Consider the following 16735-nt stretch of genomic DNA (forward strand, 5'->3'; position numbering starts at 1 on the left):
AAGATCTAGCCATGCTGTGAAGAAGCTTTAAAAACTTGTTACAGAGTAGATAAATTAGTTTAATAGATAGTATTCAGTAAATAACCATAGCCTATAGACCATATTGGATATGGTACTCTAGTGAAGTTACTGATGTAAGTCTAGGGTTATAACTAATGTCAACTGTAACTTTTGAGCAGTTTTTTAGATCAAGTTGTCGCATCACCTGAACTGCAACAAGAACTTCAAGCTTGTGAGAATAAAGAGACTTTGGTAAATCGCATTTTAGAACTTGCTAATGGAGTATCACGCGAAGATATTGAATCTGCTTTAAAAAAGAAAAAGAAAAGATATTGGCATTGATCAACTTAGCATGACGATAGAAGATATAGGAGATTTGATGAGAGCATATTAAAACTCGTAACTCCTAATAAAAATTAATTTTCTAAAGTAAATGATCTTTACTTAAGCATATATACTCTGGTATGTATGCTTATTTATTTTCTGTTTGATATTATCGATTACTTGTAATTGAAGAACTTATTTCAAAGATTTTTTTAGAAAAACTTTGAAATACTAAAAAATATTAAATAGATCCTAGATTCTAAAACTTTATTGATGCCAATATATATTATCTTCTTCTCAGCAAACACTAAAACATTTAATGATAATAAATACTGGGCTTATTTGGAGTAATGTTTTATGAATAACTCTATGGCACATTACTTCAAGGTAGTTGCCCCCTATCTTGATTCTTCATTAGTGACTCATAGTGCTTTATCAAGTATCTATAATTTGACACAAGACCTACCAAATTTTCCTATTGCTGGCATTGAATGTCGTTTAGGAGAAAAGCAAAAGCGTGTAGATTTTCAAGGCAATATCACGAGATATTCAAAGACATTTGCAAAATATTTTCAATCTGCACCACATCTTGAATCTGTACATAATTTTTTGTCAGGAATGGTCTCATCAAGACTCTTCCATGAATAAAACTATCGATGATATATGGTTAGAGTTTGATATTGATAAACAAAAGCAGCTACAAGTTGAACCCTGTATAATTGCCGCTCTAAATCAAGACTCCCTATTAACTTTCGATAGAGTTAAAGATTATCTCATGGATCTATCAGGTAGGAGTAATAGAGCGCTATCAACTAAAACGATTCAAAATCTTGCATTATGTCATTCTTCATTAGTAGAAGATGCCAAGATTACATATCTAGGTATCATGCTATCTCGTACAACTCCAACAGTTAGAGTAAATATTAAAGGACTAACTACACGTCTATTAGAAAATTATTTAAACGTAATTGGTTGGCCAGGACAAATAGATGTTCTTATAAACCTAGTAGATGATGTCTCCAGATTTACTGATTACCATGTTATTACATTTGATATCGGTGATACCATTTTACCTAGGATCGGAGTGGAGTGCTTCTTAAATCGGCAACCTCCAAAAGAATCACGGTGGTCTCAACTATTAGATTTAATGGTTGACAAAGGAATCTGTACAACTCAAAAAAAAGGATGCTCTTCTTTCATGGCCTGGACTAACAAAAAAAATTAGACCAGCCAGAGTCATGGCCTGAAGAATTATCTTTAAACGATAAGCTTTTTTGAATCTAGGGCAAATAGCTTATTTTGGAGAACTCTAAGTCTTATAAAAATTGTTTATCAAGATAATATTCTTTTGTCAGCAAAAGGATATTTAGCTTTTGGACATCGTTGGTTTCCTAAGTCTAAAAACGAAGAGGCACCATTCAGCAATCAAAATAGTGATATTTATACTCATCAAACTGAAAGTAAAAGTGTTCCAATACAAAATAATGAATACTTAGATAGCGTAAGAAATTATTATAATAAAATGAATCCGTTTTATCTAAAGTGCCTTGGTAAAACTTATCAAGCTGGACTTCTTAAAGTTGATGATAAGTACGAATCATACTATCAAAGTAATTTATTATGTGCCCAACGAGCAGGAATTAAGTCAGGCCAGAAAGTACTAGATGCTGGTTGTGGAGTTTGTGGTCCGAGTATTGATATTGCTAGTAGCATACATGATTTAGATATATATGCTGTCACTATTTCAGATGAGCAAGTCAAAACTGCTCAAAACCTTATTCAGCAAACAAAACTTTCTGAGAATATTCAGATTCAACGATGTGACTATCACGATCTAAGTTTCTCTGATAATACATTTGATCATGTTATATTCCTTGAATCATTTGGTTATTCATATAATCCATATCGCCTTCTTAGTGAAGCATTTCGTGTATTAAAACCAGGTGGATGCATCTATATTAAAGATATTTTTTTGTAGAGCAACCTCTTTTAATGAAGAGGAAAAGCGAAAGTTAATGATATTTAATGAAGTTTATCTTTATAAGACTACTACTATGGAAAAAAATAGTAGAAGTGATTGATGAAATAGGATTCACTAATATTTCTAGTTGTGATGTGAGTGATATTTCAAAAACAAAGCTTTACGACCAGGCAATGATAGAGAATAAGTATGGTTTACTGGAAAAATCAGACTTAGGTGAATTTCACCAATATGATTTTGAGTGTTTGCCAATCATTTTTGGAGAAATTAAAAGTTGTAAGCCAGCAAAGGAAGCTTAAAACTTCATTATTGAGGTGAATATTTAGTATTCGATCTTAAAAATAAGATCTAAGCTGAGAGCCAGGGTTTACAGCAATTTTCATAGGAAGCGTAAATAATCTGTAGCTACCACTTAAACCTTTTCAGAACCTATAATTCAGAAAATTATTCATCGGGAATTGAGCTAAATAACTACAGATTATTTACGCTTCCAAAACGACTAGCCTTCAGATTACCTTGATCGCCTATGACACTGTTACCCCTGACTGCCTGACACATCTCTGAAAGCCTTTTCCTCGTATGGGTTTGCACTGTAAGAATAGCAACGTTGCCCCCTAAGGCAAGAGAGTTGGTAGTACGGTTAGGTTGCGTTTGACGTGCGAACAATGCCAAAATTTAGCCTTATACACCTTGCTATTCAGCATCCAAAAGCCACGTATCTAAAGGCTTTGAGTCACTTATGTCAGGCAGTCAGCTGTTACCCAGTTTTGTACCAGATCCAATCCCGTTACTTCGGTTATTAATCACCCTCTCGGCTACGATTATGTTGATAATCCAGGCAAACGTCATTAATAGATCTCGAGTAAGCCCACTTGGCTCTCCAACAGTCAATAACCACGGTATTGTAATAAATACTTGCGTTCCTGCTCCTTGACCTAGTGCATACGCACGGATCATCCAAGCTCGGTGTTGCACAAACCGCTGTTTTAGAACCGCTGCTAGTCCTAGTAAAATATATGCAATCATGGCGAATCCAACGATAATACGAACACAATAAAGTAGGACTCCCTGAAGCTCATCAGGGAAGGAGTAATAGTGAGTCATCCACAACCCCGAAAGGGCGGAAATCATACCTGCTAGAACCAATAGCCGACCTGCTAGCCGATGCCATTTTGGATACCTTCTTATAACACTGGGAAGAAACTGAAAGGCTCCAAGAATGCAATATGGAACAGCGGTCAAGATGTGGAATACAACTGGAATTGGTGCTAACTGTATTCTCGGATTTTCAGGTACTAATCCTGAACTGCTAAGCAGGTCCACCAGTCGAAATATTCCACCTACACAAGGGACAAAGCTAAGTAGAAGTAATCCGATCAAGATGATCCATTCTGATTTCTTTAGACTTATCATGGCTGATTCAATTTAATAATGAAAGAGGTGTTATACCAATTACCCAGCGAGATGACCTGTATAGATTTTCAAAAGTATTGCAAACGGGTCAATTCTTCCAATTGAGTAGTTCATGTATACAAGAAATTGGCATTAGACCAACGCCATAAGTTCATGCATACCAAATTATTAATAATGAAGCGGCAATTTCTATAACCAAGAAAAACATGCCGTCGAGATCGAATCGTGTTGAACTATTTGATCGTGTCGTCAAGATCGTATGAGAATACTTCATTAAGAGGCACACCAAATGCAAGCGCGATGCGAAATGCCAGTTCCAATGATGGCGAATATTTTCCTTTTTCTAACGCATTAATAGTTTGTCTGGTAACCCCAACACGCTTTGCTAGTTCTTGTTGTGTTATTTCATTATGGGAAAAAACGTAGTTTGCGGATATTGTTATTAATTCTGTAATCACTCATTATCAATTCTGTAATTACTCACTTTCTCATCCTTGCTGATAAAGTCGTAAACGCATGGCATCCCCTACAATTTGTGCAATGAGACCAAAAAGGGTAGTTAGGTGAGATTATCTCAGCCCCCTATTCTTGAGAAGCTATATAAACGGGTGCTCTGAGGATCTGAGCTTCGGTCCAAATGTGTTCAGTTAATCCAACTGCCATGGCAGGAGTTCTCTGTTGAAAGCGCTTTTTACCCTCGGGTACTTCTAGAGGAGCTCGTAAACTGCGATGCTCTCTCACCCAGTTGTAAACTGTAGCACTCCACCAAGCAACGGCCTGACGAGTATTACTGCGATGAGCGAAAGCAAGTGAGCGTCTGACTTGATGAGCATTTATCCGTCGTGCAGTGCCATTGAAACGCTCCACAGTTGAGGTGTTGGGAATGTTGTACCCTATTTCATCTAGCGCTTGATTGATCCGTTGCCAGCTCCCATGAGCTTTGCTCACCTCTACGGCTTCTAACTTTTGTCCCTGACGATGCTTGATGACTTGGACGTGGGCAAGGGTTCGAGGAATCCGATACTTGGGGTTGGGAGGTCGACCCATCGTGCTTTGACGGGGGGGGAGGTAAGACACCCCGAAGATGACCGGAAAGAGAGTGCGATAACTCGCTTCTCCATCGGTCATCAGCACCAGGTCTTGGGGATGAGCTAGTCGTCTGTGACTGCCTTGCATCAGCCTTTCTATCAGGTCTGTGTTATGGGGACCAACTGCCACGGGGACAATGAATTTACTGGCGGCATCAATGGATACCGCATTCCAACACTGCTGCTTTTTGCTGGCGACGTATCCATGACGTTCGTCCATCTCTAGTATGTCGATATCCAGTTGCTGAGCTTCCTGCTCATGAAAGTCCTGGGCATGCTGACCAAACTTGAGGGTCAAACGTTTCACCGTATCCGGATGGGTGGAGGTCAGACGTGATGTTCCTTTGATAGACGTTCCTTCTGCAATTTGACGACCTACTTCTATTGCTCGAGATTCAGGGATTTTTGTATTCCAAAAGGCAGTGTTCTTGCGTTCACTGAACTCTGCTCCACAGCTATGACAGCGCAGATACCGTATTCGATCTTGTCCGTAGACTTTACGTACTGTTAAATTCTCAAGGCCCGCTTGACCATAGCTTTCACAGTTAGAGTTCACGCAAGCTAGCTCTGAAAGTAATGGCCTTTTTTTCTCTTCCATGGGAGTATCTTGGCTCAATAACTCCCTTCAGCAATACCTTTTTCGAGCCTCCCTTAGCTAGAGGGGCTGAGATCAGGGCTATTTCATTCTAAAAACATCCATCAGAACTTCTAGTGATTGTTCACATCGCCGCTTTGCCTGAGCCATATTGGTAAATCCATATTCTCGATAAAGATTGAGTGATAGATTACGCGCTTGTACGAACAGGCCAATAAGGGGTGTGGTCCGAATCCTTGAAGCATCTTCACCTTGGGTGACATCGCGAACATAATGGACCTTGTTTTCTACTCCCCAATACCCCCCGAATTCTTTGTGCCAAAGGTTCTACCTCCTCCAGCAGTGACGTGATGTAATAGCGAGTCTCTTGGGTATCGACAATCATGTCGTTATAGATTTCAGAGCGTTGTGATTCAACCCGAATGAGTGTTTTGAGACCTGGCCATTGTCGAATATTACTCAGGTCACGGCAGATACTAACGGTTCGCTTTTCAATGCGGCCATGCCCTTTTTCCAGGGTTTCAACCGTTGATTCTGGCTTAAAATGCGCTTTCACATCAGTCAATAAGCCTTTCTGGTTGCCTTTGAGCGCCCCGAGATACTCATTGCCACTGTCAACAATGAGCTGAGCTGTTTTTTTGGGTGTTGATGGCATCAAAGGCAAAGACCACTCCTTTGAGAGCAAGCTGCTCAATCATTTCAGGCAAGGCCTTGATTTCATTGGTCTTCTGGTCCACTTCATAAGGGGGCAAGATTAAACCTCTCTCTACCACATAGCCTGTGACCATCATGATTGCGGGATGGGGCTGACAATAAGGATTGTCTGTTTTAGATAGGAACGAATGTTTGAGCACCTTGCCATCGGTCGCGACGGTTTCTCCAGGCTGAGGAACGATCTCAAAGAAGTGGCTGAGGCATTGAGCAAATCGTTCTTCATCTGTTCGAAGCAATACCCGCCGAATCGTACTGTAAGACGGTAAGCATTGTTTGGGGGGATTGAACAATACCAACAATGGGTCATGGTAAGACTTGAGCCAATCACCAATGGCAAGAAAGCCTCGATTCCCTGCTGCAACGGCAAGGGTGAACAAGGCTAAACACAAGGTCTGTTTATGGCGTAAACCTGCGGTGCGACGAGTGTCTGGTAGGTCTGAAAAAGCATCTACAATAGCTAGCGATGACATAAGTTATGAAAGAAGTGCAGCCTGCATATCATCCCTCATTTTTGAATGAAATAGCCCTGGGGCTGAGATAATCTCACCTAACTACCAAAAATCTGCGTTAGGTTCTAAACAAACTATCTGAGAGCCTAATGGAGCAAATGCGACTGTTGCCGTCGCAGGACCACATCCCACCTCAAGAATATCCGAGTTAGAAGATATTTGAGCAATATCTATAACTTGACCAATCAAATCTCGGGGGGTAACGAGGTCTTGCTTTGTTGTAAGCCTCTGCTGCTGGAGAATACCAGTTTTTTTCGCTGTTCTAAATCCATCTCTGAGTAGCTGCTTATCGCCTGTTTTAGCTCTTTATAATCCATGTGAAGTTCTTTACAAATTTGTAGTTTGAGCATTAGCTAGACTGTAATGTCATTGAAAATACTAGAAAGTACTATTAGCAATCAATTCACCCAATGAGAAAGCGCTTATTGAATAGATGGGGACTTTCTGGATTCATACTGTGCTGTCTTGGCTTTATCGTATTTGCCAGTTGGAAGGAGCTTCGATTATTTTCTATCGATGCTCAGAGTGGTAAGGTACGTTGGTCAAAAGTCTTAGATTCTTTTAATGGAGAAGCTACGACGCCTGTCATTCATAATGGCAAGCTTTTCCTACAAATTATCCGAACGGATTCGAATGGGCAGGGTTGGCAACAAATTTCAGCATTTTCTACTCAAACAGGGCAGCTTGTTTGAGTAGAAAATTTTTTTTCTGACTATGCTGAAAAAAGCCAATATTCTACAAATTGCATTGCCTGTTGCTACACCTCAGACATTAATTGTTAATTTACCGATCAGAAGCAATGATCACTTTAACCAGATGGTGGTCTTTGATCGTGAAACGGGTGATTATGAGCAAGTTTCTCAACGTTTTTTTTCTATCTTTCAATGGTAAAACTAGTTTATTTAACCATAATCAGATCCTATGGATGATGACATTTGAGCAATTCCCCATATGGAAAACAGGTTGTGATCAAGCTAAAGTTGTTCTGAAAAAGCGGGATCTGTGGATCAAACAGACTCAATGGGAATTTAGATTACCTGAGCAATTTTGTCGCAGTCATTTAACTAGCCATGATGAATTTCTCATCGCCAATGAACATTCTGTGTACTTTAAGGATGGCGAGAAGATTCAGGTGCGGGATGCTGAGAGTGGAAAACCTAAATTTCAACTATCTACACCAGTTAAAAAAGATCGGATTAACAGGAAATACTTTATTAATCAGTGATAGAAATTCGGTAACAGCCTTTGATGCCAAAACGGGGGAAAAACAAGTGGAGATCGGAAGGGATTTGTGGAACTGGGTCTACCACCAATAATTTGACAACGGATTCCGAGACCCTATATATCCAATGCGATCCAGATCCCGATTATAGACATATATCCCGGTATGGAATCACAGCCTTAAAGGTCAATAACGGTAAGAAAAAGTGGTTTCGTCAGCTCAAGACTGATATATTCCATACGCCAAGCGTCACATCTGAATATGTTGCGGTCATAGATACAACCCATCAAAGATGGTTATCCGATTCCAAAAGTGCGGTTACAATCCTTTCTAAAATAGATGGTTCCATACAATCTCGCTTTCCTATTAGCTCAGCTTCTATCGATCAATCAGTGTCAGCCGATCAGACTCATTTCTATTTTGTAGATCGTTCTCCACGCTGGCGTCATTGGATATCACATTGGAACCCAAATTGGCATTGATCTTTAATTGATTGATGCAGTGGTTGACATCTGATATTGGCGTTTGGTTGGGAGCATCAGGTGATTAGAGTCAATCATCGTGATGAGCTAAGCAAGCGCATCAAGCACAACCATCTAGTGGCCAACTGTGTAATTTTCCATAATGTTACAGAGTTTAATACAACTCAAGACCCACAATAAGCTGAACTTAATGACCAATGGTAAATAGAGCTGCTGCCTTTGCTCCTTTCCCTGCCTTTATTTGGGGATGCTGCATTATTAGACTTTTTTGGGGTCGGGCTGGGGTTATTCCAGCCAGAGCATTTTTTATATGGAGCCATCTCAGGCCAATTTGTGTCCACAGCTAGAACAAAAGCGATCTTCTGGGTCAAGAGCTACTCCACACTGATTGCAAAAGTTTCGTCCTGTTGATTGAGTCTTTTCCGGATAAGCCGATTCTGAACCCTTTGACTCCATACTCAGATGCATATTGCCCATACGCATTTCCATTGGGTTCATCCCCATTTCCATATCCCCCATTTTCATCGGCTGCATCGGCTGCATGGGTTGCATCTGCGGTAGAGTCTCCTGTACAGGAATGGAAGCAGTGAAAGATGTCGCCTCACCCTGGTTTATCTGTATCTGTTGAGACTTCTGCAAAGATGGCATGCTCGCCATGTTGCTCATTTTGCTACCTTGCACCTGGATAAATTGCTCACCTTGAGTAGTGGTCAATTTAATGACTGCTCCCTGGGATGTTCGATAAACTTCAGGTAGACCTGTCCAACAGCCTGTTTCAAAACTATTACTAGACTGCTGTTGCTGCCCAGGGGTAACCATCATTGAAGTGATTAGGGTCATATCGCCTTGATTATCAAGGTACACGTTTTGGCCAGAGTCTAATTCACATACATAAGCCATGTTGATTTCAGTCTCCAGCAAGATGATTTCTATTATCTTCAAATAACATCTTGATTTTCGCCATAACTTCCAAGCATAGATGGATGGCAATTCTATATCGGCACAGTACTCAAATCAACACTCTCTTGAAATTAAGAGATTTTGCAGTAAAGCCGATTCTTTTGGATCTCGACCAACTGGTGTATCTACATCACCCAGTCTCTTTGGTCGGATTTATTTTTTCTTCAGACCAGCTTCGACCCGATTCACATCCTCAGCCCAGCAGTACCAAAAAGTATTTTTCCACAGTCGATCTGAGTTAGGCAATTTAGAATGAACATACAGCATATTGCCCCTCGCCTGCTTTAGCTCTACATAACAAGGGTATCTCTCAGCCAAGCTGCAAGGACTTTGAGTACTCGCTGGCTTGAACTTCTTCTTCTTATTGTCTCGTTGGAATAGAGGCGTCAGCTCTGGGTTCATTAGCTTTAAATACTGCTTGATAGTCTCGTCTGCCCAAACTGATAGTTCGTCCCAATCGATTTCAGTTAAGACCGATAGGTTGCAATTAGGTACGGCAAAGCGAACGCTCTCCCTTACTCCAAGAAATTGGCCGTTCTTTTTAGTTGTTGATTCTACTTCCACCTTTCTGATTTCAATCCGGGGTGATGCGGCAATAGGCTCCTCTCTGGATTCCGATATTTCCTCGAAGATACTTTGCCCAACGTCAGCGGCTCCACTGTCATTCATATAGTCAAATTTGGGTGCCATAGTTCGTCAAGTGTTTGCGGTGTATTGATTGTTGCACATACCAACATCAACTCATCCCAATGGGGCTAGCTAGTTGGATTTTTGACTATTTAAGGGAAGCCCGTTTATGGTCAACAACAGGCCATGCTTGAGTCCGAGATTTATGGTCAAAAGTGCTGATTGTGGCTTTGGTGAAGTTAGCGAATGAGCAAGATCGGGTGTTATCAGTGATTCGGTTTGAGTCGATTTGCTTTGAGCCAATTCAAATTCATCCCAAAGAGGATATTGATCAGATGATCCGATTGTTGATCACAAGTCCTACTAATGGTGGGACAAAGTTTCAAGCGCCACTGGAGAAAGCACGGGACATCATTGAACAGGATGCTGATTACAGTGAGGTCGATATTGTATTTGGTCGTGCATCAAACAATTGTGGGGTAGGTGAGTATGTCATCCCAATGCCAAGCTCGCGAGGCTAGATCAGCACGTTGTGCCGCCGTTGTTTTAAGCCGACTGTGTGTCCAAATCCAATTGAAATGAGAGTGTTTAGATTTTTTGTGTAAGCCGTAACGTATTCAATAGTTGAATCGTGTTGGGAACAGAATAGCAAAATGGGACAGCGCCGCCTTCCAATTCAAAATCGGTCTGGTCCATCTCTTCGAGATATTCCTCATCGCCAGAAACATCAATTTGTAGACAGACTCTTCATTCGGGAAGACAGCTTTGGTCTTAATCACCTTTCGCAGTGAGCGATTGAGCGACTCAATGGCATTAGTGGTGTAGATAACCTTTCGGATGGCCATTGGGTACTTAAACAACGGAGCAATATTATCCCAATGCCGTATCCAGATTTGGCTGATGCCAGGATACGTCTGGTCCCATTTGTTGGCAAACGCATCCAAGGCAGCCTCAGATTCCTCCAAAGTGGCCGCTTGATAAATGGGCTTGAGGTCTGCAGCTACGGCTCGACTTTCCTTCCAAGGCACATGGCGCAAACTATTGCGAATGAGATGAACGATACAAACTTGAACTTGAGTATCGGGATAGACCGATTCAATCGCCTGGGGAAAGCCTTTGAGACCATCACAGCAAGCAATCAAGATATCCTGAGCGCCTCGGTTTTTAAGGTCTGTGAGCACTGAAAGCCAGAATTTTGCTCCCTCCCGCTCGGCAGCCCCTATCCATAATCCCAACAGCTCTTTGTTTCCCTCCACAGTTACCGCTAGCGCGACATAGACGGCTCGCTTGCTGACTTGGCCATTGACTTTGATGTTCACATACAGGGCATCGAGATAGACAATCGGATACACCTCATCCAATGGTCTTGAGCGCCAGTCTTTAACCTCCTCCATGACACTATTGGTGACGTCACTAATCAGACCCTCAGAGATATTGGCCCCATACAGCTCCACCAATTGAGACTCGAATATCACGAGTGGTCATGCCACGAGCATATAAGGCGATGATTTTCTCGTCGAGTCCCGCGATACGTCGCTGGCCTTTGGGCACGAGGACAGGCTCAAACTCACTGCAACGGTCGCGAGGAATCGATAGGTCCATCTCTCCTTGTTCAGTCTGGACGGTCTTTTTCGAGTAACCATTGCGACTGTTTCTAGGGCCATGAGAACGCTCATCGACGGAGGATTGATGCAGGTGATGAGTCAATTCACCTGCCAAGGCTCGTTCCACTAGGCGTTTGCTGAGTTGTTTGAGCAGTCCTGATTCGCCCAGAATATCCTCTGGCTGTGGATTCTCTCCAATGAGTTCATCCAATAGCTCATCAACTCGATTGGGTACTTGTTTCTTTCTAGACATGATGCGGTCTCCTGGTGTGTTTGGATTCTAGACCGCTTACACAAAACTCTGATCAGTCTCTTTACGCAGAAATCCCCCAGAGTACTTCCCTGAAGGCTACACTGGCTTTGCCTTAGCACAGGATATCTGCAATGCCACCTCAACTCATTTCTCTGAAGCCCAAGCCACCAGCCGAATCCCCGGTGACATCCTCGACAAACACCGAAGCACCCCCCACATACCCAGACAAGGCATCATTCCCGACCATCGACCGGAAAGACGATCTGCCAGTGAAGCGCAAGGCGACTCCACAGCCTGAAGATGATGATCGCAACACTGAACCCACCTCCAGATACGACCGCAGCGAACCCACCGATACTCGGAGAACGCAGCGAGGGTATTCAGCTCGGCAAACACCAAGAAGAGTCCGACCCCCCAGAGTATCCAGAGCGTTTGAGTCCAAATTTCACGCACTGGAGAGCAGACAAAAGAATCTGGTTCAGCAGACCAAGCAAAAGGGTCAGCTAGAGTATCTGACGGTTTCCAAAAGCGGCTCAGGGAAGTATTGGATCACCATCGAGGGCAGTGGCAAGCCCTTCATCAGAATTCCGTTTGAAAGTCCTGAGTTTTGTTTCGAGTGCGCCTTGGAATTGGAGGACACATTCGATGTTTTGCAGGTGTTGAGTCTGCGGCCAGGTGAGACGATGGAGCGGATCGAGGAGATGATCGGGGTGTGGCTGGATCGGGAGTGGGTGGCGAAGACTTGGGGGGTGATTGGGAGTAGAACAGATCTGACACTTGCTCATAAATGCTTGAAACCCAACTTGCAAACTTATCGTGTTTACCCAAAACAATAAGTTTCTGTTCAAGTACCTCCATGGGGCCAAAGTTGAAGGTTTGGCATCCCTTGCTGCGGAATACTACTCATGAAATGCGAGTGCAATTTTGTGAGCCCCTGATGTCCTAGAAGACTTAGAATTGCAATTGCAAAGCATCCCAGACTGAGTCGGACTGATAGTGGTAGCAAAAGCATGATTCCCCCCAGAATTACCGTCACAGTCGTCAAACGATGGCAAACTCTCTGAGTTTTTGCAATCCACTCTATAGAACGGCAACAGTGAGGACAAAGTTTAGTATGGCGATGCCAGCGGTCATAGAGTTGCTCATTGCTTCGGCTTTCCACTCCTTCTGCGTAGAGAGAATTGGGTTCAGGACCACCATTTCCAAATCTATTCAGCCAGCGTTTAAAAGTCAAAGTTCCCTGATCCGCAGGAGAGGGGAGGAAGGGAGTACGTCTACGCCCTGTATCGAGAACAGCCTCATTCTGTTCTTGGGCATACATAGCTGTAATATCCTGATCATTGAGTTTGTAAAGCCCCAAATGTTGTAGTCCAATCTGCACATATTCGGGTAGCAACCCTAGCATTTTTTTTGTTCATCCACGGCATCAAACTAAAAGGACGAGCCGGAAAATCTAAGTCCATCACGAACTTCATAATATATCGACAATATCCTGGTGCTGTCGGGACAAAATAGAGTTGAAAGGTTTGGACACCAGCCATTGGCAAGTTGTACTGGGTGATGTTGGCACAAGGGGGGACGGAATGTTCGAGTTGCCTCCATCTCTCGATTAAAGGTGTTATATCCTTTATGACTAAGAACAAAACCATCCTCTGCCGATAGCTCGTCTACGAGTTTGAAACCTTGCATTGGAATCGCGTTCGCGGGTGAAAAACCGCTGATTCCTTCATGCAGAAATTGAGCATGTACAGGGTCAAAGCTGTTTTCAATCGAAACGGTGTAGCCTATGGGAACCTCTATCATGTGCCAATCAGCCTTATGCCACTTTGAACCAGGTTCAGGCAGGGTTGCGGGTTGTTTCTGCTGACAGTCTGTAAAGGCTTGGGCATTATGATCTGGCCAAATCCAAAGCAACCCTTGTTCAACCTGGGTCGGATAGGTAGTTACATGAGATCGAACATTGCAGTAAGCGACTGCCTGCTCAGTCGGATCAGCCAGCATCGGGTTCTTGACGCACTGTCCCTTCTGATCAAAGCACCAACCATGTTGACGACAGACAAGGGTGCCATCCGTTTGAATCTTGCCTAGGGATAACCGCGTCAATTTATGGGGACAAACATCATCCATTGCTATCCACTGACCCTGATGTTGCCAGATCACCAAATTTTTACCGAGCAAGGTGATGGGGGGGGTGGGGCAAGAGTTATCCAAATAGTTTAAGGGGCTAACCGGATACCACTGCTTCAGCCAATTTAAGGGTTGTCTTTCAGCGGTGGGTTGTGATTCTAAACCACTTAGATTTTCTGACTTGAGGTCAATATCTATCGTCATAAGGCACCATTGTTCTAGTTTTGCTGAGAACGTGCTTGAAAACTATATAGGTAACGTGGCTCTATTACCTCAGATGGACGAAGACAATATCTAATGACAGATTTCTAGTTGGTTAATGCTAATCCATCCTCGCTCAAAAGATATACCACTAATCAAACGTCAGCAACTTTCCCAACTTTTATGCATTATACGACTTGGAAAATTATTGTTAGTAGCTGTTATAAGACACTAAGGAAGTAGCTTATGCTTAAACCCAAAGCTAGTAATATACTCAGAACGAGTTGAAAGTTTACTTTCTTCATGAGCTTCAAATCCCTTGTTAGAGAGAGTTGTAGCTCAATCTGAAATGTTAAGCCCTCAGCCGTTGGCAGTATAGTTTGAAAGTCGCTATAAGAAGGTTGCTTCAAACGGGGTTTACGTCTCTAATGAGCAAATCATAACGGATTGAGGAAATGATCGGGGTGTGGTTGGATCGGGAGCGAGTGGCGAGAGTTTTGGGGTGATGATGATCAACTGATTTCGGGTTTTATCTCAAAGTTAGAATGGGCTATAATCCATGCTCTGCATAGCCTTCCATCGTTACAGACTAAAATGACGCCAGTCATTTAGTTTACTGTTCGTTAGGAGTGCAGATGCCTCAAACTAAGTCCCATAAATGGATTCCAACATTCTTAACCCTTGAGCAGTTTGAGACATTTGTCTTACCCCCATTTGCACATCGGCAGCCGTGGTCCTCAACCAAAGCTCTCTTTGCATGCCATTTTCAACTACATTTTGAAGTTGCTGCACTTGGGATGTCAGTGGAGTGAGCTACCCATTGAAAAGGACAAAAATGGGCGACCGGAAATTCACCACTCCAGTGTTTATCGAGCCTTTCGACGTTTTGAAACCCATGGGTGTTTTGAAGACGTTTTCAAGGCGTCAGTCTCAATGCTTAATGAAAAAGGAAAGTTGGATACCAGCGTTATTCATGGGGATGGGACGACCACAGCAGCCAAAAAAAGGGGGGCGACAATCTGGGATTCAGTGGACACAAACATATGAAGGGTGACAAAGTGGTTGCTTTCTGTGATCGCAACTGCAATATCATCTCTCCATTTGTGACTGCTCCAGGTAACCGGAACGAGTCACCTCTATTCAAAACGGCACTGATGCAAGTGATGAGTACGGCCCGAACAGTAGGCATAGACCTGACTCAGACCATTGTCAGTTTGGACGGTGTGTACGATAGTCGTGAGAATCGCAAGGCCATTTTCAATCGGGGATGGTGCTGAACATTAATGAAAATCCTCGTGGACGAAAGACGCCAAAGCCAGGTCCTAAAAGACGGTTCGATTCATCTATTTTCCAAGAGAGATTCAATACCATTGAGCGAGTCTTTGCTTGGGAGGATAAATTTAAGCGCTTGTTGCTGCGATTTGAGCGGATCAGCAAACTGCACTATGCCTTGAAAAGCTTGGCATACACCATGATCAATCTTCGGCATTTTTGCCAAGGTTAGGATCGATTTGAAATCTAATCATTCCAGAGGTCTCTAATACAGTGACCGATTTTGCCATGCTTATATAGCATTCGCCACTCTAATTAGGACGCTAGGTACAACACATGTTCCATTGCTTCTCTAAGTGAACCGAAGTGCTCTAATTGGTGTCTAATTCGACTTTTAATCCAAGCCCACGACCGTTCAATCTTATTCAAATCAGGAGAATAGGGTGGCAAGTACCACACTTCACATCCTGCGGCTTCTACCAGTTGCTCAATTCGCCCTCCCTTATGGAAGGTGGCATTATCAATGACTAACTTCTGCCCCGGTTTGAGCATCGGTATCAAACAAGTCTCAAGCCAAATTTCAAATACGGTGCGATTGCAAGCCCCTTCAATCGTGAACGGGGCCATGAGCTGCTTTCCTCTCAAAGCTGCAATCATATTGACTCGTCCACTTCTGCTACCAGACTTTAAAGCATAGACCCGCTCACCTTTGGGACCATAGCCATAGTCATACTCATCTCGATTGTCCATCCCTGACTCGTCAGCATAGACAATATCGTCTGGGTCTACTGTTGTTAACTTTTGGACGAACTCAGCCCGTTTGTGCTCATCACGTTGGCGGTAGCCATAGGTCTTTTTTTTCGAGTAAATCCAATATTCTTCAGCGCTCTTGAAATAGTACGCTCACTGATTTGCCCCTCCCACAACTCGGCCATCTGAGCTTGGGTTTTATAGCGATGTTCTTGAGCAAAAGCTCGAAACTTGTCCCAGTCTGTGATTTTGTGGCTATGGCCAAGGTGTTGTCTAGGGATGGGATGAAGATCACCTGTTTCTGCTTTGAGACGTTGCCATAGATTAATGGTGTTACGACTGATATGAAAGGTGTCACTCGCTTCTGAGGGAGGCATGCCATCAAGTTCAATAGCATCGATCACTTTGCAACGTAAATCGTAGCTGTAGATTTTAGGCATCCATTGAAAGACATAACAGTATCTCTAGTTTATTATGTCCTGAATAAAATGGCGCTTGCTATAGAATGGAATAATGGGGAGAATTTTCAAAGTAAAGCGATTCAATTGCCAGTTTCTACTTTCTCAGTTGTTCATATTAGATTTAACAGGCAATATTTTAGGTTAGCTGGTTA

General features: G+C 42.7%; 18 protein-coding genes and 3 pseudogenes. 11 read left to right on the forward strand and 10 right to left on the reverse strand.

From position 1 onward, the window contains the following. Positions 1-171 precede the first annotated feature (171 nt). The 5 genes from HRE53_RS33255 to HRE53_RS33275 all read left to right on the forward strand — a co-directional run bounded on the left by HRE53_RS33255 (position 172) and on the right by HRE53_RS33275 (position 2604). A complete protein-coding gene (locus tag HRE53_RS33255; RefSeq protein ID WP_235112958.1) occupies positions 172-342 on the forward strand; it encodes a Nif11 family protein in 171 nt (56 codons plus the stop codon). A gap of 339 nt (positions 343-681) precedes the next feature. Then, a complete protein-coding gene (locus HRE53_RS33260; protein WP_235112961.1) occupies positions 682-972 on the forward strand; it encodes a hypothetical protein in 291 nt (96 codons plus the stop codon). Next, on the forward strand, positions 965-1549 hold the full coding sequence (locus HRE53_RS33265; RefSeq protein WP_235112962.1) for a hypothetical protein: 585 nt from the start codon (positions 965-967) through the stop codon (positions 1547-1549). Before HRE53_RS33260 ends, HRE53_RS33265 begins: the two co-directional genes overlap by 8 nt. Before the next feature lie 123 nt (positions 1550-1672). Further along, on the forward strand, positions 1673-2302 hold the full coding sequence (locus tag HRE53_RS33270) for a cyclopropane-fatty-acyl-phospholipid synthase family protein (protein ID WP_235112964.1): 630 nt from the start codon (positions 1673-1675) through the stop codon (positions 2300-2302). Positions 2303-2349: 47 nt separating this feature from the next. After that, entirely contained in the window at positions 2350-2604 is a 255-nt protein-coding gene (locus HRE53_RS33275) for a hypothetical protein (RefSeq protein WP_235112965.1), read from the forward strand. 451 nt (positions 2605-3055) lie between these two features. Here HRE53_RS33275 and HRE53_RS35490 read toward each other — a convergent pair whose 3' ends face one another. The 4 genes and pseudogenes from HRE53_RS35490 to HRE53_RS35495 form a co-directional block, all read right to left on the reverse strand. After that, positions 3056-3718, reverse strand: coding sequence for a DUF2306 domain-containing protein (locus HRE53_RS35490; RefSeq protein WP_212667255.1), 663 nt, complete (start codon positions 3716-3718; stop codon positions 3056-3058). A 233-nt stretch (positions 3719-3951) separates the two neighbouring features. Further along, positions 3952-4180 (reverse strand): annotated as a pseudogene (locus tag HRE53_RS33280) (helix-turn-helix transcriptional regulator). A gap of 120 nt (positions 4181-4300) precedes the next feature. Beyond that, positions 4301-5404, reverse strand: coding sequence for a hypothetical protein (locus HRE53_RS33285; RefSeq protein WP_235112967.1), 1104 nt, complete (start codon positions 5402-5404; stop codon positions 4301-4303). 244 nt (positions 5405-5648) lie between these two features. Beyond that, positions 5649-6585 (reverse strand): annotated as a pseudogene (locus HRE53_RS35495) (ISAs1 family transposase). 753 nt (positions 6586-7338) lie between these two features. Between HRE53_RS35495 and HRE53_RS33305 the strand changes: the two are divergent. Continuing rightward, a complete protein-coding gene (locus HRE53_RS33305; protein ID WP_235112969.1) occupies positions 7339-7515 on the forward strand; it encodes a hypothetical protein in 177 nt (58 codons plus the stop codon). Positions 7516-7549: 34 nt separating this feature from the next. Further along, positions 7550-7849, forward strand: coding sequence for a hypothetical protein (locus HRE53_RS33310; RefSeq protein WP_235112971.1), 300 nt, complete (start codon positions 7550-7552; stop codon positions 7847-7849). An 800-nt stretch (positions 7850-8649) separates the two neighbouring features. Here HRE53_RS33310 and HRE53_RS33320 read toward each other — a convergent pair. Then, on the reverse strand, positions 8650-9168 hold the full coding sequence (locus HRE53_RS33320; RefSeq protein ID WP_315877002.1) for a zinc ribbon domain-containing protein: 519 nt from the start codon (positions 9166-9168) through the stop codon (positions 8650-8652). Positions 9169-9441: 273 nt separating this feature from the next. Further along, positions 9442-9978: a hypothetical protein gene (locus HRE53_RS33325; protein ID WP_212667238.1), complete on the reverse strand. Its 537-nt coding sequence runs from the start codon at positions 9976-9978 to the stop codon at positions 9442-9444. A 161-nt stretch (positions 9979-10139) separates the two neighbouring features. Here HRE53_RS33325 and HRE53_RS33330 point away from each other — a divergent pair, with 161 nt between their 5' ends. Continuing rightward, entirely contained in the window at positions 10140-10436 is a 297-nt protein-coding gene (locus HRE53_RS33330) for a hypothetical protein (protein ID WP_235112877.1), read from the forward strand. 96 nt (positions 10437-10532) lie between these two features. Here HRE53_RS33330 and HRE53_RS33340 read toward each other — a convergent pair. Beyond that, a pseudogene (locus HRE53_RS33340) lies at positions 10533-11772 on the reverse strand (IS256 family transposase). A gap of 131 nt (positions 11773-11903) precedes the next feature. Here HRE53_RS33340 and HRE53_RS33345 point away from each other — a divergent pair. Beyond that, entirely contained in the window at positions 11904-12608 is a 705-nt protein-coding gene (locus HRE53_RS33345) for a hypothetical protein (RefSeq protein ID WP_235112878.1), read from the forward strand. Between the two features lie 8 nt (positions 12609-12616). Here HRE53_RS33345 and HRE53_RS33350 read toward each other — a convergent pair whose 3' ends face one another. Next, positions 12617-13177: a hypothetical protein gene (locus HRE53_RS33350; protein WP_235112984.1), complete on the reverse strand. Its 561-nt coding sequence runs from the start codon at positions 13175-13177 to the stop codon at positions 12617-12619. Positions 13178-13203: 26 nt separating this feature from the next. Continuing rightward, on the reverse strand, positions 13204-14103 hold the full coding sequence (locus HRE53_RS35085; RefSeq protein WP_315876976.1) for a Rieske 2Fe-2S domain-containing protein: 900 nt from the start codon (positions 14101-14103) through the stop codon (positions 13204-13206). A gap of 1040 nt (positions 14104-15143) precedes the next feature. Here HRE53_RS35085 and HRE53_RS33365 point away from each other — a divergent pair. Both HRE53_RS33365 and HRE53_RS33370 read left to right on the forward strand, forming a co-directional pair. Beyond that, on the forward strand, positions 15144-15377 hold the full coding sequence (locus HRE53_RS33365) for a hypothetical protein (protein ID WP_235112881.1): 234 nt from the start codon (positions 15144-15146) through the stop codon (positions 15375-15377). Beyond that, positions 15368-15604, forward strand: a complete 237-nt coding sequence (locus tag HRE53_RS33370; RefSeq protein ID WP_235112883.1) for a hypothetical protein — start codon at positions 15368-15370, stop codon at positions 15602-15604. Before HRE53_RS33365 ends, HRE53_RS33370 begins: the two co-directional genes overlap by 10 nt. 83 nt (positions 15605-15687) lie before the next feature. On the opposite strand, the gene HRE53_RS33375 is transcribed toward HRE53_RS33370, so the two are convergent. Beyond that, positions 15688-16562, reverse strand: a protein-coding gene (locus HRE53_RS33375; RefSeq protein ID WP_212662369.1) for an IS630 family transposase whose coding sequence is annotated in 2 segments (ribosomal slippage) — positions 15688-16230 and positions 16233-16562 — 873 coding nt in all. Because the reading frame shifts where the segments join, the coding sequence is not laid out codon by codon here. Positions 16563-16735: the final 173 nt, after the last annotated feature.

Origin of the sequence: Acaryochloris sp. 'Moss Beach', from assembly GCF_021497025.1 — a bacterium.
GTDB classification, from domain to species: Bacteria; Cyanobacteriota; Cyanobacteriia; order Thermosynechococcales; family Thermosynechococcaceae; genus Acaryochloris; species Acaryochloris marina_A.

Coding starts and splice junctions, on each gene's coding strand:
- HRE53_RS33325 (WP_212667238.1), bottom strand. CDS start 9,978: ATGGCACCCAAATTTGACTATATGAATGACAGTGGAGCCGCTGACGTT.
- HRE53_RS33345 (WP_235112878.1), top strand. CDS start 11,904: ATGCCACCTCAACTCATTTCTCTGAAGCCCAAGCCACCAGCCGAATCC.
- HRE53_RS33350 (WP_235112984.1), bottom strand. CDS start 13,177: ATGCTAGGGTTGCTACCCGAATATGTGCAGATTGGACTACAACATTTG.
- HRE53_RS33275 (WP_235112965.1), top strand. CDS start 2,350: ATGAAGTTTATCTTTATAAGACTACTACTATGGAAAAAAATAGTAGAA.
- HRE53_RS33305 (WP_235112969.1), top strand. CDS start 7,339: ATGCTGAAAAAAGCCAATATTCTACAAATTGCATTGCCTGTTGCTACA.
- HRE53_RS35085 (WP_315876976.1), bottom strand. CDS start 14,103: ATGACGATAGATATTGACCTCAAGTCAGAAAATCTAAGTGGTTTAGAA.
- HRE53_RS35490 (WP_212667255.1), bottom strand. CDS start 3,718: ATGATAAGTCTAAAGAAATCAGAATGGATCATCTTGATCGGATTACTT.
- HRE53_RS33365 (WP_235112881.1), top strand. CDS start 15,144: ATGAAGGGTGACAAAGTGGTTGCTTTCTGTGATCGCAACTGCAATATC.
- HRE53_RS33320 (WP_315877002.1), bottom strand. CDS start 9,168: ATGACCCTAATCACTTCAATGATGGTTACCCCTGGGCAGCAACAGCAG.
- HRE53_RS33310 (WP_235112971.1), top strand. CDS start 7,550: ATGATGACATTTGAGCAATTCCCCATATGGAAAACAGGTTGTGATCAA.
- HRE53_RS33260 (WP_235112961.1), top strand. CDS start 682: ATGAATAACTCTATGGCACATTACTTCAAGGTAGTTGCCCCCTATCTT.
- HRE53_RS33370 (WP_235112883.1), top strand. CDS start 15,368: ATGGTGCTGAACATTAATGAAAATCCTCGTGGACGAAAGACGCCAAAG.
- HRE53_RS33265 (WP_235112962.1), top strand. CDS start 965: ATGAATAAAACTATCGATGATATATGGTTAGAGTTTGATATTGATAAA.
- HRE53_RS33285 (WP_235112967.1), bottom strand. CDS start 5,404: ATGGAAGAGAAAAAAAGGCCATTACTTTCAGAGCTAGCTTGCGTGAAC.